14 protein-coding genes are annotated in these 15,948 nt (G+C 65.6%); 4 read left to right on the forward strand and 10 right to left on the reverse strand.

Features of this window, described 5'->3' with window-relative positions:
- The 5 genes from CTR55_RS17295 to CTR55_RS17315 form a co-directional block, all read right to left on the reverse strand.
- Positions 1–468, reverse strand: a 468-nt coding sequence (locus CTR55_RS17295) for an electron transfer flavoprotein subunit beta/FixA family protein (RefSeq protein WP_296288057.1), incomplete at its 3' end; no start/stop codon positions are given.
- A gap of 247 nt (positions 469–715) precedes the next feature.
- Positions 716–1,954, reverse strand: a complete 1,239-nt coding sequence (locus tag CTR55_RS17300) for a CaiB/BaiF CoA-transferase family protein (protein ID WP_296288058.1) — start codon at positions 1,952–1,954, stop codon at positions 716–718.
- A gap of 22 nt (positions 1,955–1,976) precedes the next feature.
- Entirely contained in the window at positions 1,977–3,179 is a 1,203-nt protein-coding gene (locus CTR55_RS17305) for a 3-oxoadipyl-CoA thiolase (protein WP_296288059.1), read from the reverse strand.
- Between the two features lie 33 nt (positions 3,180–3,212).
- On the reverse strand, positions 3,213–4,763 hold the full coding sequence (locus CTR55_RS17310) for a 3-hydroxyacyl-CoA dehydrogenase (RefSeq protein ID WP_296288060.1): 1,551 nt from the start codon (positions 4,761–4,763) through the stop codon (positions 3,213–3,215).
- Positions 4,760–5,536 (reverse strand): enoyl-CoA hydratase, encoded by a 777-nt coding sequence (locus tag CTR55_RS17315; protein ID WP_296288061.1) that lies wholly within the window; start codon positions 5,534–5,536, stop codon positions 4,760–4,762. The genes CTR55_RS17310 and CTR55_RS17315 overlap by 4 nt, the downstream gene beginning before the upstream one ends.
- A 243-nt stretch (positions 5,537–5,779) precedes the next feature.
- Between CTR55_RS17315 and CTR55_RS17320 the strand changes: the two genes are divergently transcribed.
- The 3 genes from CTR55_RS17320 (at position 5,780) to CTR55_RS17330 (ending at position 9,258) form a co-directional block, all read left to right on the forward strand.
- On the forward strand, positions 5,780–6,646 hold the full coding sequence (locus tag CTR55_RS17320; RefSeq protein ID WP_296288062.1) for an IclR family transcriptional regulator: 867 nt from the start codon (positions 5,780–5,782) through the stop codon (positions 6,644–6,646).
- A gap of 59 nt (positions 6,647–6,705) precedes the next feature.
- Positions 6,706–7,860: an acyl-CoA dehydrogenase family protein gene (locus CTR55_RS17325; protein ID WP_296288063.1), complete on the forward strand. Its 1,155-nt coding sequence runs from the start codon at positions 6,706–6,708 to the stop codon at positions 7,858–7,860.
- A 117-nt stretch (positions 7,861–7,977) separates the two neighbouring features.
- Positions 7,978–9,258 carry an MFS transporter gene (locus CTR55_RS17330; protein ID WP_296288064.1) on the forward strand — a complete coding sequence of 427 codons (1,281 nt, stop codon included), beginning with the start codon at positions 7,978–7,980 and terminating at the stop codon, positions 9,256–9,258.
- 166 nt (positions 9,259–9,424) lie between these two features.
- On the opposite strand, the gene CTR55_RS17335 is transcribed toward CTR55_RS17330, so the two are convergent.
- Positions 9,425–9,634, reverse strand: a complete 210-nt coding sequence (locus CTR55_RS17335) for a cold-shock protein (protein ID WP_017518411.1) — start codon at positions 9,632–9,634, stop codon at positions 9,425–9,427.
- 291 nt (positions 9,635–9,925) lie between these two features.
- Here CTR55_RS17335 and CTR55_RS17340 point away from each other — a divergent pair, with 291 nt between their 5' ends.
- Positions 9,926–10,111 (forward strand): hypothetical protein, encoded by a 186-nt coding sequence (locus CTR55_RS17340; RefSeq protein WP_296288065.1) that lies wholly within the window; start codon positions 9,926–9,928, stop codon positions 10,109–10,111.
- A 45-nt stretch (positions 10,112–10,156) separates the two neighbouring features.
- Here the strand turns inward: CTR55_RS17340 and otsA are convergent, their stop codons facing one another.
- The 4 genes from otsA to CTR55_RS17360 all read right to left on the reverse strand — a co-directional run bounded on the left by otsA (position 10,157) and on the right by CTR55_RS17360 (position 15,873).
- Positions 10,157–11,566 (reverse strand): alpha,alpha-trehalose-phosphate synthase (UDP-forming), encoded by a 1,410-nt coding sequence (gene otsA, locus CTR55_RS17345; protein ID WP_296288066.1) that lies wholly within the window; start codon positions 11,564–11,566, stop codon positions 10,157–10,159.
- Positions 11,548–13,347, reverse strand: coding sequence for a glycoside hydrolase family 15 protein (locus tag CTR55_RS17350; protein WP_296288067.1), 1,800 nt, complete (start codon positions 13,345–13,347; stop codon positions 11,548–11,550). The genes otsA and CTR55_RS17350 overlap by 19 nt, the downstream gene beginning before the upstream one ends.
- Positions 13,344–14,120 carry a trehalose-phosphatase gene (gene otsB, locus CTR55_RS17355; protein ID WP_296288068.1) on the reverse strand — a complete coding sequence of 259 codons (777 nt, stop codon included), beginning with the start codon at positions 14,118–14,120 and terminating at the stop codon, positions 13,344–13,346. Before otsB ends, CTR55_RS17350 begins: the two co-directional genes overlap by 4 nt.
- 301 nt (positions 14,121–14,421) lie before the next feature.
- Entirely contained in the window at positions 14,422–15,873 is a 1,452-nt protein-coding gene (locus CTR55_RS17360) for an amino acid permease (RefSeq protein ID WP_296288069.1), read from the reverse strand.
- Between the last annotated feature and the right edge of the window lie 75 nt (positions 15,874–15,948).

A 15,948-nucleotide genomic window follows, 5' to 3' on the forward strand; every position in this document is an offset into this window, starting at 1 on the left:
GGTGACGTTGACCTTGTCGCCAGCGACTTCGACCTTGGAGGCGAAGGTGCCCTGGGCGTAGCCGGTCAGCGCCGCCAGCATCTGGCCGGTCTGGTTGTTGTCGCTGTCGATGGCCTGCTTGCCGAGGATGACCAGCTGCGGCTGCTCTTTGTCGACCAGAGCCTTCAGGGCCTTGGCGATGGCCAGGGAGCTCAGTTCTTCATTGGTTTCAACCAGGATGGCGCGATCAGCACCCAGAGCCAGCGCGGTACGCAGTTGCTCCTGGGCAGCGGTCGGGCCGACGGAGACCGCAACGATCTCACTGGCGACGCCTTTCTCTTTCAGGCGCACGGCTTCTTCCACGGCGATTTCGCAGAAGGGGTTCATGGACATCTTGACGTTGGCCAGATCGACGCCGGAGTGGTCCGCCTTGACGCGGACCTTGACGTTGTAATCGACCACGCGTTTTACCGCGACCAGTACTTTCATTCGGTTGTTTCCTTGGCTGGCGCCGGTTTACATCGGCGCGGCGGTTGGGGAGGTTCGCGAGCAAGCTCGCTCCTACAGACAGCCGGCCTGCTCAGGCGCGCTTTTCGTAGGAGCGAGCTTGCTCGCGAACGGACTCATGCCAGGCCGTAGGGCGCATAACCGCTTGCGGTTATCCGCCGTCATTCGGGCCATCGGCGGATAACGCTGGCGCGTTATGCGCCCTACGATCTGGCGGAGATTGCGCCCATCAGGGTTTGCCCAGCTGCTCGATCACACCCTCGGCCTTGAGCGCGGCCAGGCGCGCGTCGTCGAGCCCCAGGCGGCGCTTGAGCACCTCGTCGGTGTGTTCGCCGAGCATCGGCGCCGGGCGCTGGTACTCCACCGGAGTGTCGGACAGCTTCAGCGGGCTGCCGACCATGCGGAACGCGGGGTTCTGCGCGTGGGGAATCTCCACCAGCATGTCGCGGGCGACCACCTGCGGCTCATCCAGCGCACGGCCGATGTCGTTGATCACGCCGACCGGCACCTTCATCGCGTGGATGCGCTTCACCCAGTTGTCAGCGGTGTCGCCCTGGAAGTGCTCGGCCAGCTTGCCGACGATCACGTCGCGGTTGCGCACGCGGTCGGCATTGCGGGTGAAGCGCGCATCCTTCGGCAGTTCGGGCAGGCCGATGGCGTCGCACAGCGAGACGAACTGGCTGTCGTTGCCGCAGGCGATGATGAAGTCCATGTCCTGCGCGCTGAACACCTGGTACGGCACGATGTTGACGTGGGCGTTGCCCTGGCGGCCCGGCGAGCGGCCGGTGGCGAGGTAGTTCTGGCTCTGGTTGCCGAGCATGGCGACCTGCACGTCGAGCAGCGCCATGTCGCAGTGCTGGCCGCGGCCGGTCTTCTCCCGTGCCAGCAGCGCGGCCTGGATGGCGACCACCGAGTACAGGCCGGTCATCACGTCGGACACGGCGACACCGACCTTCTGCGGGCTGGCGCCGGGCACGCCGTCCTTCTCGCCGGTGATGCTCATCAGCCCGCCCATGCCCTGGATGATGAAGTCGTAGCCGGGCTCCTCGGCACGCGGGCCGGTCTGGCCGAAGCCGGTGATGGAGCAGTAGACCAGGCGCGGATTCACCTTCGACAGGCTCTCGTAGTCCAGCCCGTACTTGGCCAGCGAGCCGGCCTTGTAGTTCTCGATCAGCACGTCGCACTCGCAGGCCAGCGCACGCACCAGCGCCTGGCCTTCGGGCGTTGCCAGGTTCAGCGCCACCGACAGCTTGTTGCGGTTGGTCGACTGGTAGTACGCCGCCTCGCTGCTGTCCGAGCCGTCGGCAGACTTCATGTAGGGCGGGCCCCAGCCGCGGGTGTCGTCACCCACGCCGGGCCGTTCGATCTTGATCACTTCCGCGCCCAGGTCAGCCAGTATCTGGCCGCACCAGGGGCCGGCCAGCACGCGGCTGAGGTCGAGTACGCGGTATCCGCTCAAAGCACCCATCTTCAATTCCTCGCAGGCGCGCTCACGCGCGTTCGATAACCATGGCGAGCCCCTGGCCCACGCCGATGCACAGGCTGATCACCGCATAGCGTTGACCACTGCGCTGCAGTTGTCGCGCCACGCTCAGTGCCAGCCGCGCGCCGGAAGCGCCCAGCGGATGGCCGACGGCAATGGCGCCGCCATTGGGGTTGACCCGCGCATCGTCGAAGTCCACGCCCAGGCCGTGCAGGCAGCCGAGCACCTGGGAGGCGAAGGCTTCGTTGATCTCGATGATGTCCATGTCGGCCAGGGTCAGTTCGGCGCGGGCGAGCGCCTTGTTGATCGCCTCCACCGGGCCGACGCCCATGATGCGCGGCTCCACGCCGACCGCCGCGGCCGAGAGAATCCGCGCCAGCGGCCTGAGGCCGTGGCGTTCGCCCGCCGCTGCGGAGCCGATCAGCAAGGCGGCTGCGCCGTCGTTGACGCCGGAAGCATTGCCGGCGGTGACCACGCCGCCTTCGGACAGCGGCTTCAGGCGCGCCAGCGCAGCCTCGTCGGACGACGGACGCGGATGTTCATCCTGCTCGACGATGTTCGGCGGGGTCTTGCGGCCAGTGGGCACGCTGACCGCAAGGATTTCCCCGGCGAAGAAACCGGCCTGGCGGGCGGCTTCATAGTTGGCCTGGGAACGGGCGGCGAAACGGTCGGCCTGCTCGCGGCTGATGCCGAACTCGCGGGCTACGTTGTCGCCGGTCTCCGGCATGCTGTCGTTGCCGAACCCGGCGACGATCTTCGGGTTGGGGAAGCGCGCGCCGATGGTGCTGTCGAACACCGTCAGGTCGCGACTGTAGGCGGCTTCGGCCTTGGCCATGACGAAGGGTGCGCGGGACATGCTTTCCACGCCGCCAGCGACGAACAGCTCGCCTTCGCCGCAGGTCACGGCGCGCGCCGCGTCGATGACGGCCGCCAGGCCGCTGGCGCACAGGCGGTTCACCGTCTGGCCCGGTACGGTCACCGGCAGGCCGGCGAGCAGCGCGGCATGGCGGGCGACGTTGCGGCTGTCTTCACCGGCCTGGTTGGTGTTGCCGAGGATCACGTCCTCGATGGCCTCGCCCGGCACGCTGGTGCGGGCCAGCAGTTCGCGGATCACCTGGGCGATCAGGTCGTCCGGGCGCACCGGGGCCAGGGCGCCGCCGTGGCGTCCGAAGGGGGTGCGCAGGCCGGCGTAGATAAAGGCATTGAGCATGAATGTCTCCTTGAATCGATTGAGCGCCGGGCCTCAGCCCAGCGCGGGCTCGGCATGGCGCAGCGACAACCCCAGCGCGGCGCGGCGGCGCAGCCAGGGGCCGGGGCGGTAGCGGGCGTCGCCGGTCAGTTCGGTCATGCGTTCGAGAATACTCAGCAGGCGCGCCGGGCCGACACTGTCGCCCCAGGCCAACGGGCCTTGCGGATAGCCCAGGCCACGGCGTACGCCTTCATCGAGGTCGTCGACGCTGGCGATGCGCTGCTGGACGATGTCGCCGGCCAGGTTGACGACCAGCGCGAGTACACGCTGGGCGACGAAGCCGACGCTGTCATTGATCACGGTGACGCCTACGCCATCAGCCGCCAGCAGCGCATGGGCGGCGTCGCGCATGGCGCTGGAAGTCGCCGGGTTCTGCATCAGGCAGCGGTGACGTTGCAGGTCCAGTAGCAGGTCGATGCACAGGGTGCGCACCGGGTCGGTGCCGAAGTTCTGGCAGGCCGTGGTGGCGTCAACGCCATAGGGAGCCAGCAGGCACAGCGCCTCGCTGCTCGGCTGGGCGCCCTGCTCCAGGTTCGCGCCGAGCTTCTTCAGCAGTTCGCCGAGCAGCTCGCGATCCTGGTCGCTCTCCACACCGATCCACACCGGCGGCAAAGCGGCCACACTGGGCACCGTTTGCGGCGCGGGCGGGTCGATCATCTTGCCGTCGGCATAGTGATAGAAACCGCGCCCGACCTTGCGACCGACGAAACCGGCCTCGAGCATCTGCCGGGTCAGCGCCGCCGGGCGATAGCGCGGCTCCTGGTAGAACTGGTTGTAGATGGACTCGATCACCGGGTGGGAAACGTCCAGCGCGGTGAGGTCGAACAGCTCCAGCGGCCCCATGCGGAAGCCCAGGCCCTCGCGCAGGATGCGGTCGATGTCGGCCGGCTCGGCGATGGCTTCCTTGAGCATCTGCAAGGCTTCGGTGCTGTAGGCGCGGCCGGCGTGGTTGATGATGAAGCCGGGGGTGTCCTTGGCGCGGATGCCGCGATGGCCCATGCGCGCGGCCAGCTCTACCAAGCTGTCGCCGACCTGCGGATCACCGGCCAGGCCGTCGATCACCTCGACCACCTTCATCAGCGGCACCGGGTTGAAGAAGTGGAAGCCCGCTACCCGCTGTGGGTGCTGGCAGCCACGGGCGATGCTGGTGACCGACAGCGACGAGGTGTTGGTGGCGAGGATGCAGCCGGCGCTGACCACCGCTTCCAGCTCGGCCAGCAGCGCCTGCTTGGCGTCCAGCCGCTCGATGATCGCTTCGACCACCAGGTCGGAATCCGACAGCTCGCTCAGGGAGCCAGCGACCAGCAGGCGCGCCAGAGTGGCGTCGGCCTCGGCGGCGGTGATCTTGCCCTTCTCCGCCAGCTTGGCGAGGGTCCGGCCGAGGTTGTCGCGTGCGGCTTGCGCAGCACCGTCGCGGGTGTCGAAGAGTTTTACCTGGATGCCGGCCTGGGCGGCGATCTGGGCGATGCCGCTGCCCATGACGCCGGTGCCGACGATGGCCATGCGCTCAATGCGCTCGATGCCGAAAGAAAGGGTCATGCTCATTCCCCCAGGAAGCTGGCTTGGCGTTTTTCGAGGAAGGCGGCGGCGCCCTCCTTCTGGTCCTGCGAATCGAACAGCAACTGGAACGCCTTGCGCTCCAGAACCAACGCGCTGTCCAACGGCAGGTCGGCACCGGCGAGCATGACTTCCTTGATCTGCGCCACCGCCAGCGGCGGCAGCGCGGCGATCTCGGCGGCCAACTCCAGCGCGCGGGGCAGCGTGCGCGCGTCTTCCACCACTTCGCTGAGCATGCCGATGGCCAAGGCTTCCGGCGCCTTGATCAGGCAGCCGGTCAGGGCGATGCGCATGGCCTGGAACTTGCCCACGGCGCGGATCAGCCGTTGGGTGCCACCAGCGCCAGGCATCAGGCCGAGCTTCACTTCCGGCTGGCCAAAGCGCGCCGATTCACCGGCGACGATGATGTCGCAGTGCATCGCCAGCTCGCAGCCGCCGCCCAGGGCGAAGCCATTCACGGCAGCGATCACCGGCTTCGGGCAGCGGGAGATGGCTTCCCACAGCAGTTCGGTATGCCGGCGGTACATTTCGATGGGGCTGGCCTGGGCGAACTCGCGGATGTCCGCCCCGGCGACGAAGCACGCCTCTCCCCCGGTCAGCACCACCGCGCGAACGTCGCGGTTGTCGCTCAGGGCACGAAAGTGCTCGGCCAGTTGCTGGCGCACGGCGGCGTTCAGGGCATTCCTGGCTTCCGGACGGTCGATGCGGACGACCGCCACACCATCGGCCTGGATATCGAGATGAACCACGCGGGTATTCATGGGAGCTTTGACCTCATACTTGTTTCGTCTGACGAAACTACATTCCGTATTTCGATTTCATCATAGTGATACCGAATCCGGCCTGTAAACGGTGAAGATCGAGATACCCACTCAAAGCCTTTAAATACGAGGCTTTGAATATTTTTAAGGGCACTCCTGTACTAACTGATCCAGACCCATTACAATTTCGCCTGACGAAACTGTATTTTATTTTATTGATTTTCCGTGAATAGGGGTTCTACCATGCGCCGCAACAAGACGGAGATGGACTCGGCTGCGTCGAGCAAAAACGAAGGCGAAATCGGCCTGCTGGAACGGGGACTGTATGACCCCGCCACGGCGCTGAGCGAAGAGGAGAACAGCGGCCAGTTCGTGACGGCCCTGGCTCGCGGCCTGGAGATCCTGCGTTGCTTCACGCCACGGGAAAACGTGCTGAGCAACCAGGACCTGGCGCGCAAGACCGACCTGCCCAAGCCGACCGTGACGCGCCTGACCAACACCCTGATGCGCCTGGGTTGCCTCAAGCGCGAGGTGCACTCGGGCAAGTACCAGCTGGACGTCGGCGTGCTGGGTTTCGGCTACGCGATGCTGTCGAACCTGTCGATCCGCGCGGTGGCCCATCCGCTGATGGAGGAGCTGGCCAACCACGCCCAGGCGGCGGTGGCCATGGCCGCACGCGACCGCCTGCAGATGGTCTATGTGGACGTCGTGCAGGGCCAGGGAAACATGACGATGCGCCGGCAGATCGGCAGTTATCTGCCGCTGGCGGCGAGTTCGGTAGGCCGCGCGTGCCTCGCGGCGATGCCGGAGAACGAGCGGGAATTCCTGCTCGACCACGTTCGCCAACGCGAACCGGAAAACTGGCCGGCCATCCGCAAGGGTCTGGACCGCGCCTTCAGGGACTTCACCGATTACGGCTACTGCCTGTCGATCGGCGAATGGCACCGCGACGTCAACTCCGTCGCCGTGCCCTTGGTACATCCGCAGTACGGGCTGCTGGCCTTCAACTGCGGCGGCCCGAGCTTCCAGCTGACACGCGAGAAGCTCGAGGACGACATCGGGCCCCGCCTGATCAACATGGTCAACAACATAGGTGCCGCCGCTCGCTGAATCTCGGGTGACGGTGCCTCGCCAGACAGGCCCGCTCGCGGGCCTTTTGAGGAGTGCACATGATCCGAGACCCAGAAACGCTGCAGATACTTCTGGATTCCATCCACCAGTTCGTCGGCGAAGTACTGATCCCGCGGGAAAACGAGGTCGCCGAGACCGACGCCATCCCGCAGGACATCGTCTCGCAGATGCGCGAGATGGGCCTGTTCGGCCTGACCATCCCCGAAGAGTTCGGCGGCCTGGGCGTGACCATGGAAGAAGAGGTGAACATCACCTTCGAACTCGGCCGCACCTCCCCCGCCTTCCGCTCCTATATCGGCACCAACAACGGCATCGGCTCGATCGGCATCCTCATCGACGGCACGCCGGAGCAGAAAGCTCACTACCTGCCCAAGCTTGCCAGCGGCGAACTGCTCAGCGCCTTCTGCCTGACCGAGCCGGACTCGGGCTCCGATGCCGCCTCGCTGAAGACCACCGCCGTGCGCGATGGCGACTTCTATGTGCTCAACGGCACCAAGCGCTTCATCACCAACGCCCCGCACGCCGGCATCTATACCGTGATGGCCCGCACCAACCCGGCGATCAAGGGTTCCGGCGGCATCAGTGCATTCATCGTCGAGCGCGGCACTCCGGGTATTTCCCTGGGCAAGCCGGACCACAAGATGGGCCAGAAAGGCGCGCACACCAGCGACGTGATCTTCGACAACGTGCGCATCCCGGCCAGCCAACTGATCGGCGGCGTCGAGGGCGTGGGCTTCAAGACCGCCATGAAGGTGCTCGACAAGGGTCGCCTGCACATTGCCGCACTGAGTGTCGGCGCCGCCGAGCGCATGCTCGATGACGCACTGCACTACGCCCTGGAGCGCAAGCAGTTCGGCCAGCCGATCGCCGAGTTCCAGCTGATCCAGGCGATGCTCGCCGACAGCAAGGCCGAGATTTACGCCGCCCGCTGCATGGTGCTGGACGCCGCACGCAAGCGCGATGAGGGCCGCAACGTCAGCACCGAAGCCTCCTGCGCGAAGATGTTCGCCACCGAGATGTGCGGCCGCGTTGCCGACCGCTGTGTGCAGATTCACGGCGGCGCCGGCTACGTCAGCGAATACGCCATCGAGCGCTTCTACCGCGACGTCCGCCTGTTCCGACTCTACGAGGGCACCACCCAGATCCAGCAGGTGATCATCGCCCGCAACATGATCCGCGAAGCCCAGTCCTGACCTCTCCAGACGGCAGGCGCGTGGCCACGCACCACGCGCCCGCCGGCAGGATTCGCACGCACGCTTACCGAGGGTCGGCACGCCGCCCCGCCAACAACTACAACAGGTAATTCGTTCATGGAAAACACTGCTTCCGCACCGGCTGCAACCGCCGCCGCCCAGGACAAGACCTGGGTTCTGGTCTTCGCCTTCTGCTTCATCGGCCTGCTGATCGATGGCGCCGACCTGATGCTTCTTTCCTACAGCCTCACCAGCCTCAAGGCCGAGTTCGGCCTGAGCAATCTCCAGGCCGGCAGCCTGGGCAGCGTCACCCTGGCCGGCATGGCCGTGGGCGGTATCTACGGTGGCTGGGCCTGCGACCGTTTCGGCCGGGTCAAGACGGTGGTCTGGACCATCGTGCTGTTCTCCGTCGGCACTGCCATCCTGGGGCTGACCCACAACTACTGGCAGTTCGCCGCCGCGCGCTTCGTCGCCTCGCTCGGCCTCGGCGCCCTGTACGTGGCCTGCAACACGCTGATGGCCGAATACGTGCCGACCAAGTACCGCACCACCGTGCTCGGCACCTTGCAGGCCGGCTGGTCGGTCGGCTACATCGTCGCCACGCTGCTGGCCGGCTGGATCCTGCCGGACCACGGCTGGCGCTACCTGTTCTACATCGCCATCATCCCAGTGGTGCTGGCCGTGGCGATGCGCAAGCTGATCCCCGAGCCCGCCGCCTGGGTCCAGGCCCAGGCCGAACGCCAGCAGCGCAAGGCCGAAGGTTCCTCCAGCCGCGCGGCTACCGCCCCTCGGCAGAATGCCTTCAAGCAGATTTTCAGCGACCCGCAAGCCAGCCGCATGTTTATGTTCTGGGCGCTGACTGCCGGCTTCCTGCAGTTCGGCTACTACGGCGTGAACAACTGGATGCCGTCGTACCTGGAAACCGAGATGGGCATGAACTTCAAGGCCATGACCGCCTACCTCGTCGGCACCTATGCGGCGATGATTCTCGGCAAGGTGCTGGCCGGCGTTGCTGCCGACTGGCTGGGCCGCCGCGTGGTGTTCTCCTTCGGCGCCCTGGGTACTGCGGTGTTCCTGCCGGTGATCGTGCTGTTCCACAGCCCCGAGAACATTCTCTGGATGCTGGTGGTGTTCGGCTTCCTCTACGGCATCCCCTACGGCGTCAACGCGACCTACATGACCGAGAGCTTCGCCGCCGTCTTCCGCGGCACGGCAGTGGGCGGTGCGTACAACATCGGCCGTATTGGCGCGGCCATCGCCCCGGCGGTGATCGGCTTCCTCGCCACCCAGATGTCCATCGGCGTGGGCTTCCTGGTGATGGGCGCCGCGTACTTCATCTGCGGTGTGATTCCCGCCCTGCTGATCCGCGACAAGCAGTTCGATCCCCAGCAGGAATGACCTGAGCGCACAGCGCCACCCCATGAAAAACGCCCGGTGCAGTGCACCGGGCGTTTTTTATTGCGCGACCGCTAATGCCACAACGCCACGAATCCGGGCGCCGGGCAAAACCGGCAGGCAAAAAAAAAGCCCCGCCGAAGCGGGGCTTTCTCGTCAGCGATGTCGATTAGACAGCGCGAACTTGTTCAGCTTGCGGGCCTTTCTGGCCGGCAGTCACAACGAAGCTGACCTTCTGGCCTTCGTCGAGGGACTTGTAGCCGTTGCCTTCGATCTGACGGAAGTGAACGAATACGTCCGGGCCGCTTTCCGGGGTGATGAAGCCGAAGCCCTTCTCAGCGTTGAACCACTTGACGATGCCGTTTTGACGATCGGACATGATGTTGTCTCCAAAAATAATGCTAAAGGCCGGCCGAATGCCGACCGGCGATGAGCTGAATGCGTAGTGAAGAGGTGCCGAGGAGATGGAACATCGTGTAGAAGAACATCAAGTCGCGGAACTCGTTACTGGGCAGGCAGCCCATGCAGAATACAGACTCTGGCGACGATTCATAGCTTTTTTTCACGACCAGTGGTGATTTTGACAAATGGTCGAGCTATCCCGGCGCGATCCGGAAAAGACGTGTAGTCTGGCCGGGCCGGTTTGGCGCCCCCACGCATAGGTGACTTCATGACTGATTCACAGCTGGTTCGCGAACGTTCGGAGCTCGATGAGAAGATTGCCGCCTTCCTCTCCCAGGGTGGCGAAATCCAGGAAATTCCCGTTGGCCAGTTGGCGGTGAAGATCGAGAAAAAGTCGCAGTGGGCGAAGTCCGAAGGCAGGAAACCGGCGCCCGAGTCCGGGCCAACCTCTTGAACAGTCACAGAAAACCCCGCCTCGGCGGGGTTTTTTGTTTGTCCCTCAGTGACTGAGGTAATGATTCGACAGCCAGTTCAGCGCCCTCCCCGGCCGCGTCAGCGCATCGATGAAACTCGGCCCCCAGAAACGGATGTCATTGGCCTCCAGCACCGCATACATGTCGCGGTGCCGGGCCTGGCGCTCCTTGAGCGGCATGCGCAGGGCCTGCTGCATGGCTTCGGCCAGGGCGTCGCGGTCGTGGGGGTTGATGATCAGCGCGCCACCCAGCTCGGCGGCAGCGCCGGCGAACTGGGAGAGGATCAGCACGCCGGGATCGTCCGGGTCCTGCGCGGCGACGAACTCCTTGGCGACCAGGTTCATCCCGTCCCGCAGCGGCGTGACCAGGCCGATCCGCGCGTGGCGCATGACCATGGCGATGTCCGCCCGCTGGTGGTTGCGCGCCACGTAGCGCAGGGGCACCCAGGACACCGCGCCGAAGCGTCCGTTGATATGGCCGACGCGAGCGCTGACGGCGGCATCGATGTCGGCGTATTCGGGGATGTCCTGGCGGCTGCCGGGTGATATCTGCAGGCAGGTCACCCGGTTGTGCCAGTCCGGATTGCGCTCGAGGAAACGCTCGTAGCCATCCAGGCGATTGACGATGCCCTTGGAGTAATCGAGCCGGTCCACTCCCACCATCAGCGCGCGGCCGCCCAGGCTTTCGCGCAGGTCCTCGGCAGCCTGGCTCTGCGCGGCCTCCTCGGCCAGGCGGCGAAAACCAGCGGCATCCACCCCCACCGGGAACACGCCGACGCGGAAATGCTGGTTCTCCAGGTGATAGCGACGGCCATCAGGAGTCGCCGCGCCCACCACACGGGTGAGGTAGCGGGCGAAGTTGCTGGCGTCATTCTCGGTCTGGAAGCCGATCAGGTTGTATTCGGTCAGCGCGCGAAACAGTTCGGCGTGGTGCGGCAGCGCAGTGATGAGGTCCGCCGGTGGCATCGGGATGTGCAGGAAGAAGCCGATGCGATTGCCGTGCCCGCGCTGCCTCAGCGCCATGGCCAGGGGAATCAGATGGTAGTCGTGGACCCAGAGGACGTCGTCGTCCTCCAGCAACGGGCTCAGGCGCTCGGCAAAGAACTCGTTGACCCGCAGGTAACCACCGAACTCGGCCTCGTTGAACTCGGCCAGGTCCACCCGGTAATGCAGGATTGGCCAGAGCACCCGGTTGGCGAAGCCGTTGTAGTACTCGTCGAAATCCTGCGGGTGCAGGTCGGTGAGGACGTACTGCAGGTTGTCGCGCTGGGCCGTGGTCGGCGGGCCCGGCTCCTCGGCCTTCTCACCGCTCCAGCCGAACCAGATGCCCTCGCGGTTGCGCATGGCCGCGTCCACCGCCACCGCCAGCCCTCCCGGCGCGGGCCCGTTCTCGCCGGGTATGCCCACCCGGTTGGAGATCACCACGAGGCGCGACATAGACCCTCCTCCCAGCCGATGGAGAGACGCATGGCCGAGTTGATCAGCCCGGCCATGGAGTAGGTCTGCGGGATGTTGCCCCACAGTTCGCCGGTATGCGGATGCAAATCTTCGGAGAGCAGCCCGTAGCGGTTGCGCGCGGCGATCAGTTGCTCGAACAGTTGGCGAGCCTCGTCCGTGCGGCCGATGGCGGCGAGCGCATCGAGGTACCAGAACTTGACCACCAGGAAGGCGGTTTCCGGCACGCCGAAATCATCCGCCGCGGCGTAGCGCAGCATCTGCCCGTTGACATTGAGTTCACGGCCGATGCACTCGACGGTGGCGATGAAGCGCGGATCGTCAGCCTCGATGATCCCCAGCTCGTTCATCAACAGCACGCTGGCATCGAGGTCATCATGGCCAAAGGCGCCGCTGAAGCACTGCGTCTTCTCGCTCCAGGCCTGGACGAGGATGCGTTCGCGCAAGCGGTCGGCCTTCGCCATCCAGTCATTGGCCTGCTCTGTCCGCCCGAGCCGCCGGGCGATGCGCCCGACCCGGTCGCAGGCGACCCAGCAGAGCAGCGCCGAGTGGGTATGGATGCGCGTACGCCCCCGGTATTCCCAGATGCCGGCGTCCGGCTCAAAAGCGGCGTGCACGGCCTTGGCGGCAAGACTCTCCAGCAGGTGCAGCATGCCTTCACTGCTGGGATTGGGCAGGCGCTCATCGACGAAGCTCTGCAGCACCGCCAGGGCCACGGAGCCGAACACGTCGTGCTGGTTCTGCTCCACCGCCTGGTTGCCGACCCGCACCGGAGCGTGGTTGAGGAAGCCGGCGAGGTCCGGCTCGATGCGCTCGGTAAGATCCTGGTTGGGGATGATTCCGTACAGCGGCTTGAGCTCGGCATCACCGCTGGCCACGGTGGTGATGAAGTCAATGAAGCCCTCCATGGTCCGCGTGGCGCCCAAGCGGTTGAGGGCGAGGATCACGAAGTAGGCGTCGCGCAGCCAGCAATAGCGATAATCCCAGTTGCGCTGGGAGCCCGGCGCCTCGGGCACCGAGGTAGTGGCGGCGGCGATGATCGCGCCGGTGTCCTCGAAGTTGCACAGTTTCAGGGTAATGGCCGAGCGGATCACCACCGCCTGCCATTCGAAGCAGATGGCCAGGCCGCGCACCCAATCGTGCCAGTGGTTCTGGGTGCGCTTGAGGTAGTCGCGGATGACTTCGCCGGGAGCGTTGTCCAACGGCTCGTCGAGGCCTATCACCAGACTGACCGGGTGACGCAGGGCGAACGGCGTTTCGTGCTGGATGTAGGCCAGCGGCGCGTCAGTGGTCAGGCGCAGCGGCTCGTCACCCTCCAGGTAGCGGATATGGCTGGAGCCGGCCACGCCGATGCTGGGCTTGCCGTAGCCATGGGTCGGACGCACTCGCAAGGTGATCTTCGGCACACCTTCGATGGGTTCGATCAAGCGGCATAGCTGCGCCGGACGATAGATATGCCCGTGTTGCAGGAAGCGCGGGGCAAAGTCGGTGATGCGCACCGCACCTCCCCTGTCGTCGCGCAGCACAGTGGTGATGATCGCCGTGTTGCGCTGGTAATCGGACGTACTGCTGGTCTGGTGCTCCAGCACCACGTCGGCAAAGCCTTTCTCGTCGTCGCCGGCCAGTAGCCGGGAGAACGCCGGATCGCTGTCGAAATTCGGATAGCACCACCAGACCAGGCGCGCTTGCGGGTTGACCAGTGCAGCCACCCGGCAGTTGCCGATCAGGCCCAGTTCCAGTGCACCTTCGTGCCGATTCGTCATCGGTGATGTCCTCCTGCTGCTTGCATGAGCGCGTCACGGACTTGCTCCGCGTCGCTGAACACCGCACTGGCACCGGGCATCGCCCGCCCGACGGACAAGCCGAGGCCGCCCAGGGTGCGCATCAGTGCGATGGCGGGTTCGTCGGTGACGTCGTCGCCGATGTACAGCGGCAGGCGCCCGGTAAAGCCCGGCGTGGCCATCAGCCGCTGGACCGCCCGGGCCTTGTCGACTCCTTCGCCGATGACTTCGTAGACCTGCTTGCCCTTGAGCAATTGCAGGCCGGCGCCTTCGGGTGCACGCAGCAATGCCTGCAATTCGACACGCAGTTCGGCAGCGAGCGAGGGCGCGCAGCGGTAATGCAGCGCGTAGCTGCTGCCCTTGTCCTCGGCGAGGATGCCGACATGCCGGTTCGCCAGGGCGTTCAACTGCACCCGCACACAGGCGGGCAGATCCCTGGTAGCGCGGCGCAACGGGCTGTCGCCGGTCTCGCGCCAGTGGGCGCCGTGGCCGCCGCTGGCGGCAAGGCGCAAGGGTTGCAAGAGCCGGTCGAGTTCTTCGACCGGGCGGCCGCTGATCAGGGCCAGGGCACCGTCGAGTCTGCGATGCAGTTGCTTGAGCGCATCGAGCAACCCGGGCGGCACGATGACCGCGTCGGGGGATTCGGCGATGTCCAGGAGGGTTCCGTCGACATCCAGGAACACTGCGGTCTGCTGAGGACGGCTGAGCCAGAGGTTCAGCAGTGCAGTGGCTGAGACCTCGCTATGCGGGGCCATGGCTGTGTCGACAGGTCCTCGTGGTACGGGACGTGACATGAGCCATTCTCCATGTTCAGGGCGTGCCGCGCGGCCGTGGAGAGCTGGCGCGAACGTGAAAGGGAGCTCAAGGACCCTAACATGTGGGACCACAAGGGTCGACCCTGGGTTTCACCGGGTTGTTCCACCGGGAAGACGCAGGCCAGAGCGGGCGGGGCTTGGCGCGGGGGCTGAAGCTGGCAACAGGGCGACCGGAAAAACCGGCGGGAGAGAAAGCACTGCGCCCGCCGGGTCAGGGCGGGCGCAGTGCGGAACGAAGGCCTTACAGCACCAGATGGCCCGTCCACAGGCCGAGCAGGCCGGCCAGGGCCATGGCAATCACGGCGAGGCAGACGATCCATTCCACCGCACTGAGTTTCGCCCGCTGCTCGCGTTTGCCGAGGATGAACAGGGGCAGGCCGACAGCCCAGACCACTGCGGCCAGCAGCACGTATTTCAGCCCTGCGCCGTAGAGCATGAACAGCACGAAGCTGACGGCGAAGGCCGACAAGGCCATTTCGCGGTAACGCCCGCGGGCGTTGGCCCCTTCGTAGCCCCGCCCGTTGCAGGCGCATTTGAAGGAATACATCGACGACAGCAGATAGGGAATCAGCGCCAGCGAGGTCGAGAACGACAGCAGCGCAAGGTAGCCGGCATGACTCAGGCCGGCCACCAACATCATGGCCTGGGCGATACCGGTGGTCAGCCACATGGCATTACGCGGCGCACCGTTGGCGTTGAGACGGCCAAGCCAGCTGCTGGAGCTATGACCACGTCCGGAAAGCATCACTTCCTCGGCGCTCAGGGCGACCCAGGCGATCAGCGCACCCACCACCGAGACGATCAGGCACAGGTTGATCAGCGTGCCGCCCCACGGACCGACCATCGCGGCCATCAGTCCGGCCATGGACGGCTGGTGCAGCTGGGTGATCTGCGCGGCGGGCAGGATGCCCAGCGCCAGCACCGAAGTCCCCACCAGCAGCAGCGAAACGATGATCGCCCCAAGGGTGGACGCCTTGGCGACGTCCGACAATTTGCGCGCACGAGTGGCATAGATGGTCCCGGACTCCAGGCCGATCAGCGTCCACATGGCTGCCAGCAGGACCGTCTTGCTCTGCTCGAAGATCGAGGCGCCGTGGCTCTGGCCACGGAAATCGGTCATGAACACGCGGCTGTCGAAGTGATAGACCGCCAGCCCGAGGAACAGCACGATGGGCACCACCTTGGCGACGGTGGCGATGTTGTTCACCGTGGTGCTGGTTTTCACCCCGCGCAGCACCAGCGCATTGATGATCCAGAGCAATGCCGACGCGGCGAAGATGGCCGGCCAGGTGGTGCCATCGCCGAACCAGGAGAAGATCCCGAAGGCGCCCAGCGCACTGAAGATCACCACCAGGTAGGAAGCGTTGCCGATGGCATCGCCGGCGCCATGACCGTATGCGCCGATGAAGCCGCCGATGTGCCCGAAGCCGGCCTTGGACCAGCCGTAGATACCATCGTCGATGCCCGGCTGGCGCAGGGTGAGGTTACGGTAGACCGACACCAGCGAGAGCATACCGAAGGCGACGATGGTCCACCCGCAGAGGATGCCGAGAGCGCCGGCGCCGCCGGTGAGCGTGGCGGGCAAGGCGAAGATGCCCGAGCCGATGGCGCTGCCGACGATGAGCGAGGTCAGGCCGAACAGGCCGACCTTGCCGTCGCCTGCTGCGCCCTCCACGTGACGAAGATGTTTCATGATCAGACTCCTTCCTAAGTGGCCCTGGCGGGTCGGTGATTCCGTTGTAGTTCCGCAGTGCCGACGTGAACCTGA

Source organism: Pseudomonas sp. (genome assembly GCF_002796985.1).
Lineage (GTDB): Bacteria > Pseudomonadota > Gammaproteobacteria > Pseudomonadales > Pseudomonadaceae > Pseudomonas.